Source organism: Terriglobia bacterium (assembly GCA_035712365.1).
Classification (GTDB): domain Bacteria; phylum Acidobacteriota; class Terriglobia; order UBA7540; family UBA7540; genus SCRD01.
This window is the reverse complement of sequence record DASTAW010000054.1, coordinates 15034-40584: the sequence shown is the minus strand read 5'-3', so window position 1 is coordinate 40584 and position 25551 is coordinate 15034. Positions and strand designations below refer to the sequence as shown.

Here is a 25551-nt window from a genome sequence, read left to right as displayed (position 1 = left end):
CCCGCGGAGTTGCCGGAGTTACACCCAATCCCGACGCGACTGCAGATCAGTTCGCGAGGGGCGAATCCGCCGAACTTGCCTGAGTGTTGTTCGAGTTCTGGCGAATGACGCCGGACTGGTCCGTGTAATAAGAATTTTGGCCGGTGGTTCCGCGTGTCACCGGATCTGCCCAAAATTCATAGGTGTCAATCCGTCCGCCAACAACCGGTCCCGGCGAATAGGTAAAGCTGTAGCCGCTCTTCACTGCTCCCATGGCCGTTGCCGAGCCTCCCGAAAGCACACTGTCCACGAGCGCGGCAGCCGTGGATGTGGGCATGCTGCCTGCCGCCGGCGGGCCCAGGTCACCCAGAGTTGCGCTGTAGCCGCTGGTATAAGTCGAAGCATAGGTGACTTCGGCCGTACTGTAAGTTCTCAACGATCCAACCGCCGACGCCTGGTTGGCAGCAATCCTCGAGCGCAGCAGGTTCGGGATCGCGATCGCAGCGATAATCAGGATGATCGCTACGACGATCAGCAGTTCAATCAGTGAAAACCCTTTGGAATCTGTCCCCATTCATTCCTCCTTTAAACCTACCTGAATCGTCCGATCTGGCAAGGCCGACTGCCTCGTCCATCTCAGGTTCCACATCGGCTGAAGCTAACCAATCCTTTATAACCCCCTCGGCCCATGAAAATTCAAGGTGTAATAATACCACCGACTGGCGTGCTCTGATACGGAACTGGCAGAAACCGGCCCGCTACCGTTTCTGTCGAATCCCGGGGACAAAAAACCTTCGCTGGCCGCCTCAATCATCGCCCGGTGGAAGCTCTGGATTCCATGAAAAGAGATTTTGCGTCAGCAACTTACAGCACCGCGATCCTACGGCATCGGCTTACCCGCGCTAATTCTTATCAGCTTGGCCCCGGATGGTTCTGATCGCCTCGACCTGCTGTTCCGCGCCCGTTTCACCCGGAAAATTCTTCAGCTCCTCGTTGAATTCGGTCAACGCGCCGGGAATGTCGCCCTTCAGCTTCAGAATCATTCCCATCGCGAAGTGGTAGGCCAGTCCGCCCGGCTGCAGCTTGAGTGCATGCCGCACCGCCTTTTCGGCGTTGTCAACATCGCCGAGCTTCAACCATGTAAGCCCCAGGTAAAAATACTCGTCGCTGTCAACGCCGTTCACTGCGATTGCCCGCTTGAAAAATTCCTCAGCTTCCGGCAGCTTACCCATCCGGTAATACGTATACGCGGTGTTATAAATCGCCAGCCAGAACTGCGGATCGCGTGCCAGCACTTCCCGGTAGAGAGCAAGCGCCTGGGTGTAGCGTCCCTGCTCGCCCATGGCGTTGCCCAGATTGGTCCTGGCAAGCTTGTTTTGCGGGGTGCGCTCGACCCCGCGGGCATAAAGAGTCATATCATTCGCCCAGTAGCGGTCCTCGATGGCCGTTGCCGTCCCAAGCACGAGCGCCAGCAGCAGTACGGCAGCGATTTGAAGTGCAGGAAACCCGAACATCTTCAGCTTTCCAATGCGAATGCGCCGCAGGGCCATGGCCAGCAGAATGGAAAGACCGATTGACGGCAGGTAAAGATAGCGGTCATGCGCGATTTCACCAACCGGCAATACCGAAAGGTCCAGCAAGGGAATAAACGGAATCAGAATCCACGCGCAGCAGAAGACTGCCAGGCGGCCGTCTGGCGGCGAGGTCCTGCCCAGCCTGCGTACCGCAATCGAGACCAGGAATCCTACGGCCACAAGCCCGGCCAGTGGCAGGACAAAAGGCACGAGAGCAGGCGTCTCGACGTAGGGCACGTTGTAAAAGACGCTCAGGCCGAACGGCCAGACAAGGTGACGCAAGTAAAACAGCATCAGGTGCGGCCAGGTATAGATGATGGTTGAGACACTGAGCGGAACCATCATGTGCCCTAACCCCTCGAGTACCTGCCAGCGAACGACAAGATACACAAACGTGAGCAACACGAAAGGCACGATTCGAACAGCGGCAGTCCGTGCACGCGCGAAAGCTGACCGGAACCAGTTATGTCCAACGGGTCGGCGCCAGAGCCATTCATACGCAAAAATGATAATCGGCAGAATCAACGCCGTTTCCTTGGACAGCATGGCAAGGCTATAGAGCGCCAGCGAGATCACCAGCCAGGATCGGCGATGCGCCATCCCTTCTCGCGCGTTGAGATAGCAGAGAAATGCCGGCAGCAGGAACAGAGCAAGCAGCGGATCGGTAACGCCTGAAATCCAGGCCACCGATTCAATGTGCACCGGATCAATTCCAAAGATCAGGGCGGCAATCAGGGCTGTGGGCTGATCGCCCGTCAGCCGCCGTGCCAGCACGTAGACCAAGTACGTAACCCCTGCATGCGCGATGACGCTCACCAGGTGCCAGCCGGCCGCGAAGGGGCCGAAGATCTTGTAGTTGAGAAGCAGGAACAGCAGAAACATGGGGCGGTAGTAGTTGCCCTGAAGTCCCGGATAAGCAAAGCTCCAGACCCTTTCAAGAAAAAAATGAGGAGCGTAGCGCCAGGCGTGGACCTGCACGTTGGCCAGAATCTGGCCGCGATCGTCGTAAACAAAGTCAAACCGCAGCGTGTTGCTGTAGACGAGGAAGACGGCCAGTAGAATCAGGCTGAGCAAGACCCAGCATTCCGAAATCCATGACGTTGTCCGCCGAAGATGAGCGGAAGCCTGGTTGTTCGTGGTGGTTCCCTGGAGCGCACGATCTGTCATTGCAAACATTCTAGCGGCATTCAGACGCCTGCGGATTAAGGTCGTGGCGAAACGACCCACGTCTCATCGGCAACGGGGCTCCGTATTTTCAAGTAAAGCGTTATAAAATCAAAATAAACTGTTTAAATCACGGAGCTTAACTGTATCATCAGAGTAGTAAATCTGATCCAGCATAACTCAGGAAGACAGGCTCACACTGTACCAAAAAATGACACACCCGCCCGGATCGTCAATTGAATGGAAGCTTCTGGTCTTGGCGAAAACGTTCGATGGCATAGGCGATGACAAAGAAAAGAGTGATGATAGCGCAAATCTTTATGACCCAGGAAAGCCAGCTATGGAATTCACCTGTGAATTTCATACTTAGCAGGTGAAAAGCGCATTATAGGGATTGAGCTCTTACCAGACCACAACTCTTGCCGCATAGACGCTCAATCTGCGTATGTTCGTTTACCCCTCCAAAAAGATCCGCTTGCTTCGTCAATGCTCATCATAGCGGAGATGCCCGCATTGGAGAGTTACCCCGCCAGCTTGCCGATGAGTGAGAACAATGGCATATACATGGAAATCACCACCCCTCCCACAACCACTCCCAGGAGGAGAATGATGATGGGTTCGAGGGCGGTCAGAAGGTCGCCCACCGCAGCGTCCACCTCGTCCTCATAGAAATCGGCCACTTTCTGAAGCATGGCGTCCAGTGAGCCGGTTTGCTCGCCTACGCCAATCATCTGGACCACCATGTTAGGAAAGACGCCGGTCTCGCGGAGCGGATCGACGATGGTCTGACCTCCCTCGATGGCTCTGCGGACCTGCGCGATCGCCTTTTCCACCACGGCATTTCCCGAAGTTCGGGCCGTAATGTCCATCGACTCGAGCATGGGGACGCCGCTGGTAATCAGCGTCCCGAGCGTTCGCGAGAACCTCGCCACGGCAATTTTGCGCATCACCGGGCCCAGCACAGGAATTTTCAGAATGAGAGCATCAATTACCATCCGCCCCGAAGGCGTGCGGTAATACCACCGGATACCCAGCCCGACGAGAACAAGCAGGCCGAGGAGAATGGGACCAAAGCTCGCCACAAAATGGCTTAGAGCGATTACGATCCGGGTGGGAAGCGGCAGGGCGACACCTAAGCCCGCAAAAAGGGTGGTGAAGATGGGCACCACCTTCCACAGTAGTAATGCAACGACACCGGCGGCAATCACCACAACGGCCACAGGATAGATCATGGCCGACTGCACGGACCGCTTCAGCTTGACAGCCTTCTCGATATACGTGGACAGGCGTTGCAGGATTGTGTCTAGGATGCCGCCGCTCTCACCGGCTTCCACCATGTTGGTGTAAAGATCATCAAAGCCCTTGGGATGCTGCCGCAAGGCGTTGGCCAGCGAAGATCCCGCTTCCAGCGACCCGCGGACACCGGCCAGCATCCGAGCGAAGGCCTTGTTCTCCTGCTGCGAGGAAAGAATTTCGAGACACTGCACCAGCGGGAGCCCGGCGTCGATCATCACGGAAAACTGGCGGGTGAACACGGCCAGCTCCTTGGCTTTAACTTTTTCGCCCCACTTGAACTTGGGAATGGCGATTTCGCGCCCTTTCTCTACAATCTTGAGAGGGGTAATCGATTCGCGCCGCAAGGCAGAATCCAGTGCCGCGCGGCTGGGCGCGGAGCGGATTCCTGTGATGGTTTCTCCGGTTCGCGACGTTCCTCGAAACTCGAATTGGGACATTGCCCGCTACCTCCGTTCGGGGCGCGCCTTGTTCCCCTTGATGCCCTGCGGCCAGGCCAGCCTGCCCAGCGCTATCTACGCACGGGCGAGCCCTGCACAAGGCTGCGGGCCGGCCCGGCTGATGCTCCGCGGTTGATCATGTCCTGCAGCTCTTCCTTATTGCTTGACCGGCCCAGGGCTGTTTCCAGGTCAATCAGCTTTTGCTGGTAAAGCGTGTAAAGCGACTGATTAAACGTTTGCATGCCATAGCGCTCCTGGCCGGTCTGCATGGTGGAATAAATCTGGTGAATCTTGTCTTCACGAACCAGATTGCGGATGGCGGCGTTTGGAACCAGGATTTCCATCGCCATCACACGCCCTTTCCCATCACTGCGCGGCAGCAGTGACTGGCAGACGATGCCCTCCATCACCATGGAAAGTTGTGCGCGAATCTGCGCCTGCTGGTGCGCCGGGAAAACATCAATGATGCGGTTAATTGTGGAAGCGGCCGAATTCGTGTGCAAGGTGCCGAAAGTCAGGTGGCCCGTCTCAGCAATCCGCAGAGCGGACTCGATGGTTTCCAGGTCGCGCAGTTCGCCAATGAGCACCACGTCCGGGTCTTCGCGCAGCGCCGCGCGCAGGGAATTCGCAAAAGAATGCGTGTCCGAATTCACCTCGCGCTGGTTCACCAGGCACTTCTTGTGGGGATGTATGAACTCAATCGGGTCCTCAATGGTAATCATGTGCTCATGGCGGGTGGAATTGATCAGATCCAGCATCGTTGCCAGGGTGGTGGATTTCCCGCTTCCCGTCGGCCCGGTCACCAGGACCAGCCCGCGCGGTTTTTCGCACAATTTGCGCAGGATTGCGGGCAGTCCAAGCTGCTCGAATGTCTTGATCTCAAAAGGAATCACGCGGAACACGCCAGCCACGGCGCCGCGCTGGTGAAACAGGTTGCCCCTGAACCGCGCAACATTCTTGATGCCGAAGGAAAAATCGAGCTCCAGGCTTTCCTCAAACCGGTGCTTCTGGGCGTCCGTCAGAATGCTGTAACAGAGCTGCTTGCTGTCGGCGGGGCCCAGCGCTGGCAGGTCTTCGCACGGCTTCAGTTCGCCATGCACGCGAATCCGCGGCGGCGTGTTGGTGGTGATGTGCAGGTCCGACCCTCCAGAATCCACCATGAGGCGGAGCAAATCACTCAGCGGCGGTATCGACGTGGACATCCAGCCTCCCTGCCTGGCAAATTGGCCTGGCGCACTGACGGCCTTTCGATTCAGAGCACGGTTTCGCGGATCACCTCTTCCAGCGTGGTGATTCCTTCAGCAACCTTGAACAGGCCGCTTCGCCGCAGCGTAGTCATTCCCTGTTCAACGGCTTTTTTTCTGAGGTCAAGCGCCGAAGCCCCCGCCAGAACCATCTCGCGCAATTCGTCGGTGACTTCGAGGACTTCGTAAAGTCCCACCCGGCCTTTGAACCCTCTGTTGTTGCACGCCTGGCAGCCCTCTCCGCGGTAAACCTTGAGGGTCATGACCTCCTCCGGCGCGAACCCAGCATCCACCAGGACCTGATGGCGGACTTTTTCCTCGGTTTTACATTGCTGGCAGATGCGGCGGGTCAGACGCTGGGCGCAAATCAGGTGCACCGAGGTGGCCACGAGAAAGGGTTCGATTCCCATGTTCATCAGCCGCGAGATCGTGGAGGGCGCGTCATTCGTGTGCAGCGTAGACAGCACCAGATGGCCGGTCAGCGCCGCTTTGATGGCGATTTCGGCCGTTTCAAAATCCCGAATTTCTCCCACCATGATGATGTTGGGATCCTGGCGAAGGAATGAGCGCAGCGCCGCCGCAAAATTAAGCCCAATCTGCTCTTTCATCTGGACCTGGTTGATACCCGGCAACTGGAATTCCACCGGGTCCTCGGCGGTCATGATGTTTATATCAGGCTTATTGAGCTGGGCGATGGAAGAATAGAGCGTGTTGGTTTTGCCGCTGCCGGTGGGTCCCGTCACCAGCACCATGCCATAGGGCTTAAAGATGGCCCGCTGAAACTTTTCCAGCGACTCCTTTTCAAATCCCAGTCGAGCCATATCCAGGCGCAGGTTCTCCTTGTCCAGCAGCCGCATGACAATCTTTTCGCCGTGGAGGGTTGGGAGCACCGAAACGCGAAAATCGAGCTGTTTCCTGCGGTTGTTATGGACCATCCGGACCATGATGCGGCCATCCTGGGGCAGCCGCTTTTCAGAAATATCGAGTTTGGCCATGATTTTGATACGGCTGATGATGGCGTCTCGCAGCTTGAAGGGTGGCTGCATAACGTTCTGCAACACGCCGTCAATCCGGTAGCGGACCCGGTATTCCTTCTCGTAGGGCTCCAGGTGAATATCGCTGGCTCCGCGCTCGACGGCGTCTGTCAGAAGATAATTGACCAGCCGGATGACCGGGGCTTCTTCCGCGGCTTTTTCGAGCGCCGCCAGGTTCAGCGTAGATTCATTCTCGGCCTCCACCTCCACGCTGTCGGTCTCCCCTTCATGAATAAAGCTGACCAGGTCTTCGAATTCCTTCTTCCTGTCCTGTTCCTCGATGGAGCCGTAATTCTTTTTAATGGCTTCTGTGATCGACAACTCCGAAGCCACCACCGGCTCGATATTGAGGCCCGTCATGAACTTGATGTCGTCCATGGCATAGACGTTGGCAGGATCAGCCATCGCCAGAGTCAGGGATGACCCTACCCTGCTGATAGGCACCACCTGATATTTAACGGCGGTCTCCATCGGGACCAGCCGGGTGACGCTTGGCTCGGCCTCAAAATAATCCAGATTGATGGAGGGGATGCCGTACTGCCGCGAGAGGACACTGGTGATCTGGTCGGAGGTTAAAAATCCCAGTTTTACGAGACTGCTGCCCAGACGGCCACCGTGGTTCTTCTGATGTTCCAGCGCCTGCTTGAGGTGGTCCTGGGTAATCAGGCTCTCGCGAATCAGGAGTTCGCCTAATTTCCCGGACATGCCAAATCCACGCTGGTTTTCAGAAGCGTCGGCTGCCGGTTGCGTTCCCATGGTTACCTTCTACTTGATCGTCAGAATCTATGGCCAAATTCGCCGAGTCGTACCAGTCCGAACTCACCGCGCGGCTGGTGGTAGGAGCGGCGCGCGGACTTCCACGAAGGCCCTTATTTTTCATCGGTAATCCGGGGCTGAACTTGACTTTATCGACAGCGCCGTATTAACTTCAAACCTATGCAACGCGCGGCTCAGCCGTTTGGAGTTGAGCCGGGTGAAGTGCTGGAAACGTACTACGAAGAACTCCTTCGGCAGTTCGGTCCCCAGGGTTGGTGGCCGGCACGCACCCGCCTGGAGGTCATCCTCGGCGCCATCCTCACCCAGAACACCGCCTGGCAGAATGCTGCCCACGCCATTTCCAGGCTACGCGACGCCGGGTTGCTGAGATGGTCTGGATTGCGGCAGGCCCATCCGTCCAGAGTCGAAGCGTGTGTCCGGCCGGCGGGGTATTTCCGGCAGAAAGCCCGCACCATCCGCACTTTTGTTGCCTGGCTGGATGCGGTACACCATGGATCGCTCGACGCCCTGTTTCGTCAACCTCCGGGCGTGACTCGCGCCCAGTTGCTGGCCCTTCGCGGCATGGGACCAGAGACTGCGGACGCGGTTCTGCTCTATGCTGGCAAGCTGCCGTTTTTTGTAGCTGATGCTTATACCCGCCGTGTCCTGGCACGGCACCGCCTGATTTCTCACGCGGACGGGTATTCTGCCGCACAGCAGTTTCTTCACCGGAATCTGCCGCCGAATCAGAGGCTCTTTAATGAGTTTCACGCTCTGCTGGTCGAGACCGGAAAGCGGCACTGCAAACGGCAGGCGCCCGCGTGTCAGGGCTGCCCGCTTCAGCCTTACCTGCCTGCCAACGGAAATCCGCCGCGCGCCCTGCCGCCAAACCTCCGCAGGGCCGGCAGGCGCCTTCAACTTCACGCAGGAAAGGAGGTCCGCGTAAAAGCCGATGGGGTCCAATAGCAACCCGAATCCTCCCCGGCGGGCCTTTCTGATCTTCCTGCTCATCGTCGTGCCGTTCCTTTTGTTCATTGGCTGGAGCCAGGCTTCGCTGAACCTGTCATTCATTCACCCCAAAAGCGCCCCGCAAACCATTTTGCTGGTGGTGGTTTCGGCAATCATCTTCCTGGCCTTCCTGATCTTTGCCCTCATCCTGCTGCGCATCCTGCTGAAGCTTTATGTCGAAAGGCGGAGCCACAAACTCGGGTCGCGTTTTAAGACCAAGATGGTGGTGGCGTTTCTGGCCTTGACCCTGGTGCCGGCATGTTTTCTATTTGCCTTTTCCTACGGGCTGCTCAACCGAAGCATCGACAAATGGTTCGGTATACCGTTTGACGTGGTACAGACGGATGCGGCAGAAGTGGTCCGTCAGCTTGCGATTCAGGCAGAAAACCGCGCGCGCCACCTGGCCGTCCACTTAACCACGGACCCTCAGCTTGCGGAGGCTGCGTCGATGGGCAGCCGCGCCGCGCTGAATCGCGTTTTGCAGCGCGAAGTTGCCGATCTGAGCTCGGAATCCGCTATGTTTTTCAATCCGGACGGCGCCCTGCTGGCAGCGGCCGGTCCGATGAAATTGGACGGAGAAGCCATCCGTGAACTGTTGCCCCGGCACAGCTTCAGAAATCTCCCTCCGAAGGGCCTCTCATTCCAGAAAAGGTCCAACGGCGAGGATATATTCCTTTCCGTGAGACCGCTGAATTTTGCCAGCGGCGGGGCGTCAGGCGCGGTGGTTGCCATAACGCGGCTGCCCCTGAACATCGCCCGCATTGCCGCGCAGATCCAAAGCGAAGCGGTCAAATATAACCAGCTCAGCAACCAGCGGAGGGCGGTCCGGCGCGTCTATCTCATGTCTCTTTCGCTGCTGACCGTGCTCATCCTGTTTGTCGCTTCCTGGTTTGCGCTCTTCTTCTCCAAACAGGTGACCGTGCCCATCCAGGCGCTTGCCGACGCCACCCACGAGGTATCCCGTGGAAACCTTGACTATCGCATTCCCGCCCGCGCGGACGACGAATTGGGCAGCCTGATCCGGTCATTCAATGATATGACCCGGCAATTGAAGGAGAACCGTCTGGCGCTGGAACGCGCCGCACAGGAAATCCAGAAGGTCAACCAGGAACTGGAAGAGCGCGGCAACATCATGGAAACCATTCTCGAAAATATCCCCACGGCCGTGGTTTCTTTCGATCCCCAGGGACGAATCATGCGGAAAAACTCCACCGCCGAGCGGATGTTCGGGCACGATGCCATTCGGAACGCGCACCGGATTATCGATCTTTTCGAGCCGGATGAAGCCCGGGAGGTTGGACGGCTGTTTCGCCGCGCACAGCGCCAGGGAGTCGTCACCCGGCAGATGGAAGTGACCCTGGGCGGACGACGGGCCTTCGTCGCCCTGACGCTCTCGTCCATTCGCGCCCGCCACGGTGCCGTGGGATCACTGCTGGTGCTCGAAGATCTCACCGAGCTTCTGCAGGCCCAGAAAGCCGCGGCGTGGCAGGAAGTGGCCCAGCGCATCGCCCACGAAATCAAGAACCCTCTCACGCCGATCCAGCTCTCCGCAGAACGCATTCGCCGCTGGATTGGCCGGGCGGACCGCAAATCGGCGGGCAGCGATCTTGTGACGGCCGTCGAGCAGAGTTCTGCGCTGATCGAGCGCGAAGTGGCGACCCTGAAAACCCTGGTGGACGAGTTCTCGCACTTCGCGCGTTTTCCCGCTTCACGGCCGGTCTACGCTGAACTGAATGGCATCGTGGCAAAGGCGGTGCAGGTGTTTGACGGCCGCCTGGATGGGATTGCCCTGCGGTGTGAACTGGCGGAAAGCTTACCAGCCATTCATGCCGATCCGGACCAGATGAAGCGCGTGCTGGTCAATCTGATCGACAACGCCGCGGAAGCTCTGGAGCATTCCGCGGTCAGGGAAATCTGGGTGCGCACGCTCCTCGATTCGGAACGGGACGCGGTTGTCCTGGTGGTAGCCGACAGCGGTCCCGGGATTTCCCAGGAAGCTAAAGAGAGGTTGTTTGTCCCGTTTTTCTCCACCAAGCGGCGCGGCACTGGCCTGGGCCTGGCTATCGCCAGCCGAATCATTACGGAGCATAAAGGGAACATCCGGGTGGAGGAAAATCACCCGCTTGGATCAAAGTTTATAATCGAGTTGCCCATCGAGCATGCGCCGGCCGCCACGGCCCAGTCCGCCCAGCAGCAGGCGTAGAGGGCAATAGCGCGGTTTGCGTTTTATAAGCTCAACGAACGGGGGCCGGTGCAAAAGCAGTTTTTAAGGCCGGCAAGACGCCGGCGCTACGTTTTGTGACAGCCGGACTCACGGAGCTGAGATTGAAAAATTATTCGGTGCTGGTGGTTGATGATGAAGCCGGCATCCGCCAGTCTTTGACGGACGTTCTGCAGGACGAAGGCTACCGCGTGACGGCGGTCGAGAGCGGTGAGGAATGCCTGGATTTCCTCGGCCAGGGAAAAACTGACGTTGTGTTGCTGGACGTCTGGCTGCCGGGCATTGATGGCCTCGAAACGCTGGCCATGATCCGGCAGCGCGAGGACCCGCCCGTTGTGGTGATGATTTCCGGCCACGGCAACGTCGAGACTGCCGTCCGCGCCACCAAGAAGGGCGCCTTTGATTTTATTGAAAAGCCGCTTTCGATTGAGAAGACGCTGCTGACCCTCAGGCACGCCATCGAGGAACTCTCGCTTTCGGACCAGAACCGCCAACTGCGCCGCAAACTCGAGGGCGACTACCGCATTATCGGGAACAGCGTTCCCATGAAAGCCCTGCGGCAGCAACTCAGCCTTGCCGCTCCCACCAACGGCCGGGTCCTGGTTTATGGCGAAAGTGGGACCGGGAAAGAACTGGTGGCCCATGCCCTGCACCGCCTGAGCTTGCGCCGCGACAATCCTTTCGTGGAAGTCAATTGCGCTGCCATACCCGAGGAATTGATCGAAAGCGAGCTTTTCGGCCACGTTAAAGGCTCCTTCACCGGGGCCGTGGAAGATAAGATTGGCAAGTTTGAACAGGCCGACGAGGGCACGCTGTTTCTCGACGAAATCGGCGACATGAGTCTCCGCACGCAATCCAAAGTGTTGCGCGTGATTGAACAGCAACGGTTTTCGCCCCTCGGCTCGAAAAAGGAAATGGCGGTCGACGTTCGAGTGGTTGCCGCCACCAACAAGGACCTGGAAGAAGAAATCCAGAAGGGAAATTTCCGCGAAGACCTCTTTTTCCGCCTCAACGTGATCCCCTTCTACGTCCCTCCACTGCGCGAGCACGCGGAAGATGTACCGGAACTGCTGAGTTTCTTTTTGGGAACATTCGCCGCAGCCTATGGCCGCCGGCCCAAGCATTTTTCCGAGCCGGTGCTGGAAGTCCTTTGCCGTTACCGCTGGCCGGGGAATGTCCGCGAACTGAGGAACCTGGTGGAACGCATGGTCATCATGGTTTCGGGCGACCGGATCGAGCGCCGGCATCTTCCCCAGACCCTTACCAACCACCGCGCACCGTCAGCACAGCCACGGGGCACAGCCCGCGGATTTTCCAGCCTGCACGAGGCGCGCGCAGCCTACGAGCGCGACTACATCCTTCGCAAGCTTGACGAAAACCACGGCAACGTCAGCCGCACGGCCGAAATCCTGGGCCTCGAGCGGAGCCATCTGTACCGCAAGATGAAAGCCCTGGGCATCAGCGCTACAGATTAGCTGAACTTCGATTCGCGCTTTGGCGCCCGACGGCCAGGTCCTTCCCGACCGCTCCGCCATCAGAACCGGCATCGTGATGGAATGGAGTACCGAGGACCTTCCGCGAGCGGAGAAGCTTGCTGCCGGCCATCGCCGTCACCCTTCGTGCCGGTAATCCAGGCTGGCAAGCAACGGCCTGGAATCACGCCAGTTGGGTTCCACGCGCACAAAAAGCTGAAGAAAAACTTTAGGAGGGAAAACTTTCTCGAGCTCCTGCCGGGCCTCGGTGCCGATCTGCTTAATGCGGCTTCCGCCGGCGCCAATGATGATAGGCTTCTGCGATTCCCTTTCCACCAGAATGGCGGCATGAATTCGCGTGAGGGTCTCCGACTCCTCGAAGCGCTCCATCTGGACCGCACTGACGTGGGGCAGCTCCTGATGGGTGTTGCGGATCACCTGTTCGCGGATGATTTCAGAGGCCAGAAACTTTTCCGGCTGGTCGGTGTAAATGTCGGGCGGGAAATAGGCCGGCCCTTCGGGGAGCCTTGCGATGATGGCCTCCATCACCTCATCCAGTTGTAAGCCCTTCAGCGCGGAAATTGGAAAAATCTCTTCAAAATTGTGCAGCTTGGAGTAGCGGTCAATCAGCGGCAGCAGCTTTGGCTTATGGACCCGGTCGATTTTGTTCAGCAAAAGGATGGCGCGCGGCGCATGTTCGGCAACAAGCCGCACGGCGAATTCATCTCCCTTGCCGAGGGGCGCCGACGCATCGGCGATCAGCAGCGTCAGGTCGCGCTCCCCCAGAGCTTCGCGTACAAAGGCCATCATCTGCTCGTTGAGGCGTGATAGCGGCCGGTGAATGCCCGGCGTATCCATCAGCGCGACCTGGGCGTCCGGGCGGTGAACGATTCCGAGAATACGGTTGCGGGTGGTCTGGGCCACGGGAGTGACAATCGACACCTTGGCGCCCACCAGAGCGTTCACCAGCGTGCTTTTTCCGGCGTTGGGCCTGCCCACAACTGCGACAAAGCCAGATTTAAATGCTACTTTGGGTTCCGGCATGGCTGGCTTGTGTTTCGGAATTTGGAACTGGAAGGATAAGCCGAATCTTCAGGACCGTCCGGCGGTTAACTTCCAAGACCTCAAAGGTCAAACCGTTGGCCTCCACCTTCTCGTGGACAACCGGCATGTGGCCCAGTTTGGCCAGCACCAGCCCGGAGACTGTGGAGTAATCACCGTTTTCAATCTCCAGATCGAGCTCATCGGCAAGATGAGCCATCTCCGTGTGCCCGGCCACGATGTATGAGGTGGCGGATTCCCTCATGATGTCTCTCTCGTGCGGCTCGACCTCGTCGCGGATCTCGCCTACCAGTTCTTCCACCAGGTCCTCGATGGTCACCAGGCCCGACACGCTTCCGTACTCGTCAATCGCTACGGCCAGTTGCAGGGTGGTTTTCTGCAATTCCTTCAGCACGTCACGAATGGGCTTGGTCTCCGGCACAAATCGTACAGGCTTCATCAGCGTCCGCAAGGTGGCGTATTTCTGGTCTTCGGGCGACAGCGCCATCAGGTCGCGCACATTAACGACGCCCTGGACCTGATCGAGCACCTTGCTGTACACCGGGTAACGGGTGTAGCGCTTTTGCCGGAACAGGCTTCGCAATTCATCGATGGGCATGTCCATTTCGACTGCGGCGACCTCCGGCCTCGGAGTCATCACTTCCCGCACGACCTTGCCTCCAAATTCCACTACCGATTGCAGCAACTCGCGCTCGCCCTTTTCAATCAGGCCCGCCTCCTCGCCGCTGTCGATCAATTCCTGCAATCCTCTCTCGGGGGCGGCCGGCTGTTCCTCCCCCTCAGGGAATTCCAGCAGCCGGGCTATGGTGGTCGAAATCAGGATCGGGAAGGTGACCGGCAAAGCCAGGTAAACCGCCGCGCGCAGCAGCGGCAGCCAATGCCGAAGGATGGCTTCCGGCTCGTCATGGCGCGCGACCAGCACAAACGGGATCAACTGGTCAAACACCGCGATGGTGGCCATCACCACCAGCACCGCCGCGCCGAGGCTTTCCCACACGACCGCCGAACGGTGAAGAATGAAGAGCCAGGCCACTCCCGTGGAATAAAGCGCCATGGCCACGCCATGCAGCGCAGAAATCGAAACACCCACGCGCTCCCGGTCGGCGCGGGTCCGCCGCGGGTCGTCCGGCTTGAACAGCGCCCGGACGCCGACCGGCGTCAGCCGCCGCATCAACAGCCGCAGGTAGGAAGCCACCGAACTGGCGACCACCAGCAGCGCGAGCACAACAATCCAGAGAATAATGGCCATCTTGAACTTCAGCCTGGCTGGCCTGCCGACCGTACGCGCTTTCCGGCGGGGCCCGCATCGGGCGGATTCAGCCGTTCACGCAACGACAGTTCCAGGGATTTCATTTCTCCATGGTCGGTCTCGTGATCATAACCCATCAGGTGCAGAAGGCCGTGAAGGATCAGCATGCGGACCTCTTCATCAGTAGAGTGGCCCTGGGCCGTGGCATTCCGGCTCGCGGTGGCCACAGAAATCACGATGTCACCCAGGAAATTTTGGAATTCTCTCGCAATGAATTCCTCAAGGCCGCTTTCCCCTTCACCCTCCCACGGGAATGACAGAACGTCCGTAGGCGCTGCCTTGCCCCGGTAAACCGAGTTCATCCTGCTGATTTCTTCGTCGCTCACAAAGCAAACGTTGAAGTCGCGCTGGCCCAGGCCCACAGTACTGCTTACCTGGCGCTCATACGCGCGCAAAGATGGCAGGTCGAGGGAAAACTGGCTTTGCCGGTTGATGATCATGGCGCAACTCCCCTGCTTCAAATTTCGAATTTTGTACCAGGCCGCGCCTGTAACCCGTTAGGAACCTCTCCGCACTGTTTCCGCGGACGCCCGCTGCTGATCGTACTCCTCGTAGGCGCGAATGATGCGCTGCACAAGCTGGTGCCGAACAACGTCCCGCTCCGTGAAGTACACGAAGCTGATTCCGAGCACCCGCTTTACCACGTCCACAGCCTCCATCAGTCCCGACCGGCGGCCTTCCGGCAGGTCCACCTGCGTGATGTCGCCCGTGATCACCGCCTTCGAGTTGAATCCCAGCCGCGTCAGGAACATCTTCATCTGTTCGCTGGTGGTGTTCTGCGCTTCATCGAGAATCACAAATGCGTCGTTCAGCGTGCGGCCGCGCATAAAGGCGATCGGCGCAATTTCAATGGTTCCTTTTTCAATCATCCGCTCCGTCCGCTCAGGGTCCAGCACATCATAGAGCGCGTCATAGAGCGGGCGGAGATATGGGTCAACTTTCTCCTGCAACGTTCCAGGCAGAAATCCCAGCCGCTCGCCAGCCTCGACCGCGGGCCGGGCCAGAATAATGCGCGTCACGGCCCGAGTGAGGAGCGCATCCACCGCCATCGCAACCGCCAGATAGGTCTTGCCGGTGCCGGAAGGGCCAACGCCGAACACCATGTCATGCCGCTTGATCGCGTCCACGTAGAGCCGCTGGTTCAGGCTCTTGGGCGAAATGGTTTTCTTCCCCAAAGTACGCGGACGCCCGGCGTCCGCCAACCCTTTCAGGGTGACCGTCGGGTCCTCCGCAATAATTTTCAAGAAAGCCTGCAACTCAGCGCCGTCGATGTGAACACCGCTGTCCACCAGTTCAGCATATTCCTCAACCAGCCGCTGTGCCCGCGCCACGTTCAGTTCTCCACCCTCAATTTCCAGATGGTCGTCGTTCAGGTGGGTCGAAACCTGCAGGTATTGTTCCAGCAGCTTTAGATTTGCATCATAAGTCCCGAAAAGCTCTTCAATGCCTTTCTCAATCTTGACGCTTGCCTTCATAGAGAGCGCGAAGCCCTTTCACACTTAAATTGAGCAGTGGAGAAATCCGGCGATTGGGTCGGAATCTGTCACGTTGATATTGCGGGGAAGAACTCTTCTATCCACTCTCACATTAGCAGAAAGCAGCCCGTCAGTCAATTCGGCGTGGCGTGTCCGCCGCTCGAAAATCGTCGCGGGGCCCTCACCACGAGCTGAAATCAAAGGGTTTATTAGAAAACGGGTGAATCACATCGAATGTAACTTGCAATATACAAGTTATTTTGATACCTTTCCCGAGGTGCCTGGAAAGCCCAAGTCAAAACATCGGTCTGGCTGTCCGGTGAGCATTTCGCTCGAAGCCGTTGGCGACCGCTGGTCGCTGCTCATCATCCGCGACCTTATGGTGCGCGGTTACCGGACCTTCAAGGAGTTCGAGCAATCCGGCGAGGGTATCGCCACAAATATTCTTTCTGACCGGCTCAGAAACCTCCAGGCAAGCGGGATCATCACAACAGAAGCCGACCCGGCAGACGGGCGCAAGCGGAACTACCATCTGACGGAAAAAGGCATCGACCTGGCGCCGGTGCTTCTGGAACTGCTCATCTGGGGCGCTCGCCACGAGGACACCGGGTCGCCCTGTGCTACGATTGAGGAATTGGCTAAAAATCGCGAGGCGGTGCTGGCCGAAGTGAGGCGGCGGTGGTGGGACCGCGACCCGAAACCATTCCTGCCACGCTTCGGAGGCAAAGTTGGCCGGGATTAGGAGATCAGGCGGGCGCCAGAGAAAATCTTCAGTTTAGGGCGCATATCAGAAAAAATCTGTCCACCAACGAAAGGGGTGCGTGATGCAAATTAATTCTTATCTGCTTTTCACTGGAGACTGTGAGCAGGCGTTCAAGTCTTACGAAAAGCTGCTGGGCGGCAAAATTCAGGCGATGATGACCCATGAGGGTACGCCGGCCGAAAGCGGCGTGCCGGCTGAGTGGCGAAAGAAGATTCTCCATGCCAGGATGACTACTCCCGGCGGAGTTCTGATGGGGTCGGACGCCCCTCCGGGTCGCCAGTCGAAACCGCAGGGATTTTCCGTGTCCATCACTGTGGACGACCCCGCAGAGGCCGACCGCATTTACAACGGGCTGGCGGAAGGCGCCGCGGCAGTAACTATGCCCATCCAGGAGACCTTCTGGGCCAGGCGGTTCGGCATGCTCACTGACCGGTTCGGCATCCCGTGGATGGTTAACTGCGAGAAGAAGTAGCCTGCGGTGGCCGGCACGGGGGTGAGCGCGATAAGTCAAATTCAATAAAAAATTACCAGGATTGTCGATAAGTCGTAATCTTGCGCGTCGTATGAAGGGGAGGGCCTGGCCGGCAGGTGGGAACAACCTGCTGCCTGGACACTTAACCAAATTCAAAAGGAGGCGCAAAGATGCGCGTCATCGTTTTTGTTAAGGCCAACCAAGATTCAGAAGCGGGCGTCCTGCCCGACAAGAAAATATTTGAAGCGATGGGGAAATACAACGAGGAACTGGTGAAGGCCGGCGTCATGCTGGCCGGCGACGGCCTGGCCCCGAGTTCGAGGGGCAAACGGGTCCGGTTCTCCGGGAAAGACCGTAAGGTGATCGACGGCCCATTCGCCGAAACCAAGGAACTGGTTGCAGGTTTCTGGGTCTGGAAGGTCAAGTCAATGGAAGACGCCGTTCAGTGGCTGAAGCGCGCTCCGTTCGACGGCGGTGTGGAAATCGAAATCCGCCCGATTATGGAGCTTGAGGACTTCGGAGAGCAACTTTCGCCCGAACTCGTCGAACAGGAGAAGCGTCTGCGCGCACAGAGTGAAAAGCTTGCGCAAGGCGCCAAGAAGTGAGATGTTGGTTCCCTGGGCGGAATGCGGGGGCAAACCGATAACCATAAGGGTGCAACAGTCCTGACGGCGCCAGGAACACGCGGGCTTGACCCATATGTCTAAAGGAAGGATCTGGTTTCTCACGCCGGCTGGTGAGGGAGTAGGCACGAAGGTGATTTGGCAATGAGGGATGTGAACCACCAGCAACGGATCGCTCGCTCGGTCATTGCTATTCTCGCGGGTGCGATTGTGGGCATTGTGCTCTCCCTCAGCACCGACATCGCGCTGCATATGTCGGGATTCTTTCCGCCTCTGGGCGAGAGCGTGCCCGATGGAGCGCTGATGGTGGCAACGGCCTACCGAACGGCGTATGGAGTTCTGGGCAGCTACGTCACGGCGCGGCTGGCGCCTGATCGTCCCATGCAGCATGCACTCCTGCTCGGCGGCCTTGGGATGGCCGTGAGCACGCTCGGGGCCCTGGCAACTTGGAACCGGGGGGCGGCTTTTGGCCCCCACTGGTACCCCGTTGCGCTCATCGTGCTCGCACTGCCGTCCGCGTGGCTCGGCGGCTGGCTTCGCGTTCGCCAGTCACAGGCCAAGGCGAGCGCATAACGCCTTGCGAATTTCAGTCTGGCCTTAGCGGCTTAAATTCCGCGGCTCGCGCGTTGAATTTGGGTGAGGCGTCGGTGAGTTTCTGAAGCTCCAAACTCGTCTGCCAGTCCAGAGGCATGGCAAACATTCGGACTTAACCTTCGAGGGAGAATTTATGACGATGAACGAAATGTTCCTTGGGCAACTGGAAGCAGAAGCCGGCCGGACCCGCCGTTCTCTGGAACGCATGCCTGAAGGTCGTGATGACTGGAAGCCACACGAGAAGTCGATGCCGTTCGGCCGGCTGGCCATGCTGGTGGCGGGGATGCCTTCATGGCTGCTCATGATCATCAATCAGGACGATCTGGACCTGAACCCGCCGGGTGGCTCAAACTACAGCCAGCCTCCGCTGCGCACGAGCGCTGAATTGGTGCAATCGCTCGACAAAGGCGTCGCGGCAGCTCGCGAAGCTCTTCGGGGTACTACCGAGGAGCACTTGAAGAAACCGTGGAGACTGCTTCTTGCCGGCAAAGTCGTCGATGAGAAACCGCGGCACATTGTGATACGCGACACGTTCGCACACCTTGCGCATCATCGCGGTCAATTGACGGTCTACCTGCGTCTGAACAACGTGCCAGTACCCGCAATTTATGGCCCGTCGGCCGACGACGCAAGGTTTGAATAGAAGATCTCGGGGTTTCTCGAATGTAGGACCTCAAATGACCGCCAATTAAAGCGGTTGGCATTTCACGGAATGTAAAAAGGAGGAATGCATGAGTGGAGTACGGCTGTTGGTGGGAACAGTGAAAGGCGCGTTCATTCTCGAGTCGGATGGAACGCGCAAAAAGTGGAAAGTCAACGGTCCCCATTTTACCGGGTGGGAGGTTTACCACCTGAAGGGCTCACCGGCCGATCCCAATCGCATCTACTGCTCGCAGACGAGCGGCTGGTTCGGGCAGGTGCTGCAGCGCTCGAATGACGGCGGCAAGACCTGGGAAGCGCCCGGCGGAGGCGTTACGATGACACCGCAAGGCATGCCGCAGGGCGAAAGCAACCGGTTTGTTTACGATACGTCTTCGGAAACCGGCAAGCCGCTCACCACGCACCAGTGGTACGACGGCACCCAGCACCCCTGGGAATTCAAACGCGTCTGGCATCTTGAACCGTCGCTCACCGATCCGGATACGGCATATGCCGGGGTGGAAGACGCTGCCATATTCCGCACGGTGGATGGCGGGCACACCTGGCAGGAGCTCTCCGGGCTGCGCGGCCACGGCACCGGTCCCAAGTGGCAGCCGGGCGCGGGCGGCATGTGCCTGCACACCATCATTCTCGACCCGGCCGATCCCAATCGCATCTTCGTCGCCATCTCGGCGGCGGGCGCCTTCCGCACCGACGATGGAGGCAAAACCTGGAAACCCATCAACCAGGGTCTGCGGTCGCAATACATCCCCGACCCCGCCGCCGAAGTCGGCCACTGCGTCCACCGCATCGCCCAGCACAGCTCCAAGCCCAACGTGCTTTTCATGCAGAAACACTGGGACGTGATGCGCAGCGACGACGCAGGCGACAACTGGCACGAGGTCAGCGGCAATCTGCCCACCGATTTCGGCTTTGTTATCGACGTCAATGCCAACGATCCTGAGACCATCTACGTGGTGCCCATCAAGAGCGATTCCGAGCACTTTCCGCTGGATGGCAGGCTGAAAGTATTCCGCAGCCGCGCGGGCGGCAATGAGTGGGAACCGCTGACCAAAGGACTGCCGCAGCGCAACTGCTTTGTCAACGTCCTGCGCGACTCGATGTCGGTGGACAAGCTCGACCCTTGCGGCATCTATTTTGGAACCACCAGCGGACAGGTTTACGGTTCGGCTGACGCCGGGGATACATGGAAGCCAATCGTCGAACACCTTCCGCGCGTGCTCTCAGTCGAGGCGCAGACGCTGGCATAAATTGCAGCCAGCGTCCGCCCCTGGCGCCGCCTGATAGAAAAATTGGTTGTGGAATAAGGTGTGGAGTAGAATCCACAGCATGAAAACCATTCAAGTTGCGCTGGATTCTGCACTTCTCAAGGCAACCGACAGCGCCGCCCGTCGCGCCGGGATGAATCGCTCAGCGTTTGTCCGAGAGGCCCTTCGCCAACACTTGCGGCGCCTCAACGTCAAGGAGCTGGAAGCACGCGAGCGCCGTGCCTATCAGAAGCAGCCCCAGGACGTTGAAGAAGTTGAGTGCTGGGCGCGGGTGGCAGTGTGGCCGGAACGATAACTCGCAGGGATATTCGCCCCTGCCCCTTTCCCCGCCTGGATAATCCAAGGCCCGTTCTGGTCCTCGCATAGCGGATGGCGAGCGGATCCTGGCGCAGTCACAGCGTCGTTTGCCACGTTAGCGATTTGTGAAACACTGGCGGAGGGGGCCTAGGGCGGCGAAACTATATAGAGTCTATGGCCGCCAATATGCGAATTGCGGTCAGTGCATCTTCCCCAACTGCTCGAAAGGATTTTCAAATTGCCGCTGAGTATCAGGGACTTTAAAGTCTACATGCCGGCGAGAGACTTCGAGCTGTCCAAGCGATTCTACACAGCCTTGGGCTTTAAGATGTCTGAGGGCTGGGGCGGCACCGCTGACTTTGAGCTCAATGGCAAGCAGTTTCGACTCCAGAACTATTACGTCAAAGACTGGGCCGACAACTTTATGGTCGTTATCGCGGTAGATGACGTCGGGGCCTGGCACCAGCATGTGAGAACGATCTCGGAGGGCGGACAGTTCCCCGGCGTCCGCTTTAAGCCGCCGGAACCCGTCAACGGCTCGCGGGTCTTCCATGTCTGGGACCCATCCGGCGTCCTGCTCGTCTTCGTTCAATGAAGAGGAGCATGATCAAATTGGCTGGGCAAGCCTAACTTTGGTTCGCAATGAGAGGTGATTGGTCCTATGATTCGAGTCGTACTTCCCTTCCATCTTCGGACCCTGGCAAAGGTTGACGACGAGGCCACGCTCGACGTTCAGGGTGAAGTCACGCAACGCGCGGTGCTGGACGCCTTGGAAGCGAAATATCCTGTGCTGCGCGGCACCATTCGGGACCACGATACCGGCAAGCGCCGGGCCTTCATCCGATTCTTCGCCTGCGAGGAAGACCTGTCGCACGAGCCGCCCGACGCTCCTCTGCCGGAGGATGTTGCCAGCGGCAAGGAGCCCTTCTGCGTGATCGGCGCTATCGCCGGCGGGTGATCAAAAGCGCATCACGCAAAGACGCAAGGGAAGAAGTAAAACGCCTGCAGCGGCACTGGGCAGGCCAAACAACAGCACCGCACGTCCCGTGGCAGTTTCCATTTCTCATAATGATTTTCTTTGCGCCTCTGCGCCTTTGCGTGAGATTGCTTTTCAGCGCCTTTGCGTGAAGTTGCTTTTCAGTATTCCACCCTGACCAGCCACAATCCAGATGCCGGCGCAGTTGCTCCAGCTTTACTTCGGTCACGCGCTTTGAGAATCACAAGTATGTCTTTCGGAGAAAGTTTTCCGCTGCCGGCTTCGAGCAGAGTTCCCACAATGTTTCGCACCATATGGTGCAGAAATCCAGAGCCGCGAATCTCGTAAACAATCATCTGCAATTTTTCCCGTGCCGCGATGCGGGAATGAAACACCTTCCGAACGTTTGGGCCCTCCTGCCGTTCAGTTTCCTTGCGCGCGGGGTCGCGGCCCGCAAACGATGTAAAATCGTGCTCGCCTTCCAGCAGCCGCGCTGCCTTTGCCATACGGTGGCAATCGAGCGGATAAGGATGGTGATAGACGTAGCGTGCCAGATACGGCGGGCAGATCGGCGCCTGCAGAATGCGGTAGCGATAGGTTTTTGCCTTTGCGCTGTGACGCGCGTGGAAGTCGGCGGGAGCTTCATGCGCTTCGCGCACCCGGATGGAAACGGGAAGAATATCGTTGAGCGCCTTCTGGAGGCTGGCGCACGGGATGGAACATTCCGTCCTGAAATTCGCCACCTGCCCGGCGGCGTGGACGCCCGAGTCCGTACGCCCTGACCCGTAAAGCGTGACCGCAGCGCCGGTGATTTTTGCGATGCGCGCTTCAAGCGCCTCCTGAATGGTGGGCGCCTGAGGCTGGCGCTGCCAGCCGTGGAAATCCGTGCCGTCGTAGGCGATGGTGAGGCGAATGTTCCGCATGCTCACACAGAGTATTGCGGCAGCGGGCTAACGCGCAACCCCATATGCGTGTGCGTTTGAAGTGAAAAACGCAGGGGGCAGTCAGAATTGAGGGGCCGGGAAAACCGAATTGAGGCTGGATTCGCCCTACTCGGCCTTTGCCTCCAGCATGAGATGTTTCTCAAACTGGGCGGGCCAAGTGGCCGTGGGGCCGCGAACCGTTCCCAATGTCTCCCCGGTCTCATAGTCGATCAGGTGATAAGATCGCTTCTCCAAACCTCTCAACTGAAGCTTGCCGCTCCACTGCGGAGCGTAGAAGGCGTAGTACATGTTTCCATCTTTGCGGATGGCGTGAGCTTCCGGTTTATCGAAGCCGATGTCATACAAGGTTCCCATGTACTGGCCACGCGGGAGCATTTCGGCCTTATAAATTTTGATCCATTTGTCCCAGATCTGTTCCTTCGCAGGCGTCAGATCCAGCGTGGCTCGCCCTCGCCGCCTGGCCGGGCCCGAACCTACCGGCCAGGTGAAATTAGTGCCGACCACGCCGCCCACTCCAACCGTCGAGGCGAAATCGTCGCCGCCATCGCTCATGTCCACATGGTCACCGAAGTAAGCGACGGAATCGCCCATCAGGGCCTTGAGCGTCTTCCCCTTCAGGCGGACCTGCCAGGAACTCCTGGGGTCAGAGGCCACCGACATGTTCATGAAAGGCATGGTGTAGAAAGAGTAAGCGGTCCCGCACGGGCAGAACTCAACCAGCGCGTCGGGCTTGACGCTGAGCGCCGTATCGTAGATGGCCTTAAAGAATTGGGGCATTGCTTCCACTGACGCCTCGGGCGAAGCGTGATGGTGCGCAGGGTTGTAACAGCGAGGCGCGGCATTCATGAATTGTCCATCGAGCTTTAAACCGTCGAAGCCCCAATCCACCAGGATTTTCCTGACCAGCGCCTTATGGTACGCCACGACGCCGGGATCAGCGGGACAGAGATACCAGGCGTTCCAATAGGAAATCTTATGCTTCGACCCATCGGCATTGAGGAGCAGATAATTCGGGTGCTGCGTAATGAGTTTCGTGTCCGGAGAAACCGATAAAGGCGCCCACCAGAGCTGGGCTTTGAAACCCTCCGCGTGAATTCGGTCCACCAGCGCCTTCATGTCGCGGTCGCCATTGGGGAATTTCTCCGGGTTCAGGAACCAATCCCCCTCGGCGGTCTGCCACCCATCATCCAGCGTCACCCACCGGAAACCCAGCTTCTTTACCACCGGCAGAGCGTTGTAGACCTGCGACGGGGTGAAGGTCCTGCCAAAGCCCCACGCGCACCAGATGGGACCGAAGGCATCATCCGGCGACGGCTTGAATTCCACGCCTTCTTTGAGCATCACCCGCCGATAGTCCCTCAGGCTTCGGAAATAGTCGCCCTGATGGACGGCGACGAAGGTCCGGAACGTCTTGAGGGTTTCTCCCGGTTTCAGTTCCTTATTCACCTGGAAATGCACTGCCACTGTGGCGTGCTGCTGGTCTGGCATGGCGACGGGAAGTGACACCAGCTTGGGGCTCAGCTCCAGGTGACCTACGGCGATGCCAACATCTCTCCGCCAAACGTCCACCACCGGCGTGCCCCCTCCGTAATCGGTGGCGTTCATCCCCAGATAATTTTCCTGGGTGAATCCCGTCTTCAACGGCAGCACCCAGTCAGGCCGCTTCTCATAAGAACCGCTCTGGTATGACCAGAACGCCGGCTCGCCGTTGCCCTGCCCGGCCGAAATGGAGTAATCCTGATTCGTCCAGCTATCCACGGAAAGGTTGGAGTTGCCCGTATTTGTGTACTGCACTTCGAAAACGGCCATCTGCGGAAAATCGTCATAGGTCGTCACGGCAACGGTCTTCTTGAGCGACGGCGCGATCCCGGTCAGGGTCACGCGCTGCCCGGCGCCCAGGTTGTCCTTGACGCGCCCGCGCTTCACGCTCTGCAAGGCGAAGTCGCGGATTTCCTTTCCCGCAACCGTTACCGTCTCCGAGGGCGCGAAGTCGCCGATGGCGATTTCCCTGCCTCCGAATTTGGCCACCACACGGCTTTGCAGATTGCTATTGAACTCGATGCGGATGTTCCTGCCATCCACTCGAGCTTGTCGCGACGGAGAGGGACTGGACGCACTCACCAGCCAAACCGCGAGGCCCACCACAAGCAGTTTTGATGATTTCATTAGCATGACCCACCAAAATACCCCGCGCCGTTGTCGATTGCAATTTTTAATTGGGCGTGCAGCTCCTTGCGTTCGTCCAGTTTGCCTCCTGCACTTGAATGGTTCAGCCCGTTTCTGGCGGAGTTCCGGAATGTGGCAGACGTCCGGCGCCTACCCGTATGTGCCAGAAAAATAGAAGGATAGGCAGGAGTCGGAAATCTCTGTATTTATTTACTTGACAGTAACGTATTTAGGTATTAATTATGAGCCAACAGCAATTCAGTTTTCGACTGAACGGGGGAAGAAGTCGCTTGATGGAAAAAGTTTCAGGAACACCGGATTTTTCAGCCTGACTCCGCCGCCCGGCCACACGCCGACGCCGGGCAATGACATTTTACAGGTGGTTTGGTTCGGTCAAAACATCGGCCAAACCAACGAGGCCCCCCTCCCGCGGCGGACGGAACGCTCGCATGTTCCGTCCGCTGCACCTCGTACGATCCCCGCATCGACTCGACCCGACTAGAGATGAAAGGTCTTCAGCATTCTGCCGAATGGACCCAGGCCATTGCCAGAAAGGCCCGCTGAATGTTACATTGAGCCTCTAGCACCATCGAAACCAGGCCTGCCACATCGGCGCCGGCCGGTCTGCGGCAAACTCGACTGAGACTCCCACGAGGGGCGGAAAATCACCATCGACTTCACAAGATCAGCCCTGCGTTTGTTCGGCCGAGGCCGGTATTTTCTCCCACCTCTGTGAAACTAAGCATCTAAAGTGTTC

General features: G+C 58.3%; 23 protein-coding genes. 12 read left to right on the top strand and 11 right to left on the bottom strand.

Annotated features, from left to right (window positions below; genetic code table 11):
* Positions 1 to 46: 46 nt before the first annotated feature.
* From VFQ24_16860 to pilB, 5 genes are all read right to left on the bottom strand, one after another.
* Complete coding sequence (locus VFQ24_16860; protein ID HET9180028.1) at positions 47 to 553, bottom strand: prepilin-type N-terminal cleavage/methylation domain-containing protein; 507 nt, start codon at positions 551 to 553, stop codon at positions 47 to 49.
* A 328-nt stretch (positions 554 to 881) separates the two neighbouring features.
* On the bottom strand, positions 882 to 2720 hold the full coding sequence (locus tag VFQ24_16855) for a tetratricopeptide repeat protein (protein HET9180027.1): 1839 nt from the start codon (positions 2718 to 2720) through the stop codon (positions 882 to 884).
* Positions 2721 to 3238: 518 nt separating this feature from the next.
* A complete protein-coding gene (locus tag VFQ24_16850) occupies positions 3239 to 4450 on the bottom strand; it encodes a type II secretion system F family protein (protein HET9180026.1) in 1212 nt (403 codons plus the stop codon).
* Positions 4451 to 4521: 71 nt separating this feature from the next.
* Positions 4522 to 5652 (bottom strand): type IV pilus twitching motility protein PilT, encoded by a 1131-nt coding sequence (locus tag VFQ24_16845; protein ID HET9180025.1) that lies wholly within the window; start codon positions 5650 to 5652, stop codon positions 4522 to 4524.
* 50 nt (positions 5653 to 5702) lie between these two features.
* Complete coding sequence (gene pilB / locus VFQ24_16840) at positions 5703 to 7433, bottom strand: type IV-A pilus assembly ATPase PilB (protein HET9180024.1); 1731 nt, start codon at positions 7431 to 7433, stop codon at positions 5703 to 5705.
* 231 nt (positions 7434 to 7664) lie between these two features.
* Here pilB and VFQ24_16835 point away from each other — a divergent pair, with 231 nt between their 5' ends.
* The 3 genes from VFQ24_16835 (at position 7665) to VFQ24_16825 (ending at position 12188) form a co-directional block, all read left to right on the top strand.
* Positions 7665 to 8450, top strand: coding sequence for an endonuclease III domain-containing protein (locus tag VFQ24_16835; protein HET9180023.1), 786 nt, complete (start codon positions 7665 to 7667; stop codon positions 8448 to 8450).
* Entirely contained in the window at positions 8437 to 10695 is a 2259-nt protein-coding gene (locus VFQ24_16830) for an ATP-binding protein (GenBank protein ID HET9180022.1), read from the top strand. The genes VFQ24_16835 and VFQ24_16830 overlap by 14 nt, the downstream gene beginning before the upstream one ends.
* Positions 10696 to 10817: 122 nt before the next feature.
* Positions 10818 to 12188, top strand: a complete 1371-nt coding sequence (locus tag VFQ24_16825; protein HET9180021.1) for a sigma-54 dependent transcriptional regulator — start codon at positions 10818 to 10820, stop codon at positions 12186 to 12188.
* 135 nt (positions 12189 to 12323) lie between these two features.
* Here the strand turns inward: VFQ24_16825 and era are convergent, their stop codons facing one another.
* From era to VFQ24_16805, 4 genes are read right to left on the bottom strand one after another with little or no spacing between them, the layout of a single operon-like run.
* Positions 12324 to 13229, bottom strand: coding sequence for a GTPase Era (gene era, locus VFQ24_16820; GenBank protein ID HET9180020.1), 906 nt, complete (start codon positions 13227 to 13229; stop codon positions 12324 to 12326).
* Positions 13204 to 14496, bottom strand: coding sequence for a hemolysin family protein (locus VFQ24_16815; protein HET9180019.1), 1293 nt, complete (start codon positions 14494 to 14496; stop codon positions 13204 to 13206). The genes era and VFQ24_16815 overlap by 26 nt, the downstream gene beginning before the upstream one ends.
* Positions 14497 to 14504: 8 nt before the next feature.
* On the bottom strand, positions 14505 to 14996 hold the full coding sequence (gene ybeY, locus VFQ24_16810; GenBank protein HET9180018.1) for an rRNA maturation RNase YbeY: 492 nt from the start codon (positions 14994 to 14996) through the stop codon (positions 14505 to 14507).
* A gap of 57 nt (positions 14997 to 15053) precedes the next feature.
* Complete coding sequence (locus tag VFQ24_16805) at positions 15054 to 16031, bottom strand: PhoH family protein (GenBank protein ID HET9180017.1); 978 nt, start codon at positions 16029 to 16031, stop codon at positions 15054 to 15056.
* 319 nt (positions 16032 to 16350) lie between these two features.
* Here VFQ24_16805 and VFQ24_16800 point away from each other — a divergent pair, with 319 nt between their 5' ends.
* The 9 genes from VFQ24_16800 to VFQ24_16760 all read left to right on the top strand — a co-directional run bounded on the left by VFQ24_16800 (position 16351) and on the right by VFQ24_16760 (position 21666).
* Entirely contained in the window at positions 16351 to 16773 is a 423-nt protein-coding gene (locus VFQ24_16800) for a helix-turn-helix domain-containing protein (protein HET9180016.1), read from the top strand.
* Positions 16774 to 16855: 82 nt separating this feature from the next.
* Positions 16856 to 17266: a VOC family protein gene (locus tag VFQ24_16795; GenBank protein HET9180015.1), complete on the top strand. Its 411-nt coding sequence runs from the start codon at positions 16856 to 16858 to the stop codon at positions 17264 to 17266.
* Positions 17267 to 17436: 170 nt separating this feature from the next.
* The gene (locus tag VFQ24_16790) at positions 17437 to 17871 is read left to right on the top strand and encodes a YciI family protein (GenBank protein HET9180014.1); all 435 of its coding nucleotides are present in this window, start codon (positions 17437 to 17439) and stop codon (positions 17869 to 17871) included.
* Between the two features lie 162 nt (positions 17872 to 18033).
* The gene (locus VFQ24_16785) at positions 18034 to 18462 is read left to right on the top strand and encodes a hypothetical protein (protein HET9180013.1); all 429 of its coding nucleotides are present in this window, start codon (positions 18034 to 18036) and stop codon (positions 18460 to 18462) included.
* A 154-nt stretch (positions 18463 to 18616) separates the two neighbouring features.
* On the top strand, positions 18617 to 19126 hold the full coding sequence (locus VFQ24_16780; protein HET9180012.1) for a DinB family protein: 510 nt from the start codon (positions 18617 to 18619) through the stop codon (positions 19124 to 19126).
* An 88-nt stretch (positions 19127 to 19214) separates the two neighbouring features.
* A complete protein-coding gene (locus VFQ24_16775; GenBank protein ID HET9180011.1) occupies positions 19215 to 20393 on the top strand; it encodes an exo-alpha-sialidase in 1179 nt (392 codons plus the stop codon).
* Positions 20394 to 20472: 79 nt separating this feature from the next.
* Positions 20473 to 20706, top strand: coding sequence for a CopG family transcriptional regulator (locus tag VFQ24_16770; protein HET9180010.1), 234 nt, complete (start codon positions 20473 to 20475; stop codon positions 20704 to 20706).
* Positions 20707 to 20946: 240 nt separating this feature from the next.
* Positions 20947 to 21303, top strand: a complete 357-nt coding sequence (locus VFQ24_16765; protein ID HET9180009.1) for a VOC family protein — start codon at positions 20947 to 20949, stop codon at positions 21301 to 21303.
* Between the two features lie 66 nt (positions 21304 to 21369).
* The gene (locus VFQ24_16760; GenBank protein ID HET9180008.1) at positions 21370 to 21666 is read left to right on the top strand and encodes a MoaD/ThiS family protein; all 297 of its coding nucleotides are present in this window, start codon (positions 21370 to 21372) and stop codon (positions 21664 to 21666) included.
* A 179-nt stretch (positions 21667 to 21845) separates the two neighbouring features.
* On the opposite strand, the gene truA is transcribed toward VFQ24_16760, so the two are convergent.
* Entirely contained in the window at positions 21846 to 22607 is a 762-nt protein-coding gene (truA, locus tag VFQ24_16755; protein ID HET9180007.1) for a tRNA pseudouridine(38-40) synthase TruA, read from the bottom strand.
* 126 nt (positions 22608 to 22733) lie between these two features.
* Positions 22734 to 24794 (bottom strand): glycoside hydrolase family 36 protein, encoded by a 2061-nt coding sequence (locus VFQ24_16750; protein HET9180006.1) that lies wholly within the window; start codon positions 24792 to 24794, stop codon positions 22734 to 22736.
* Positions 24795 to 25551 lie beyond the last annotated feature (757 nt).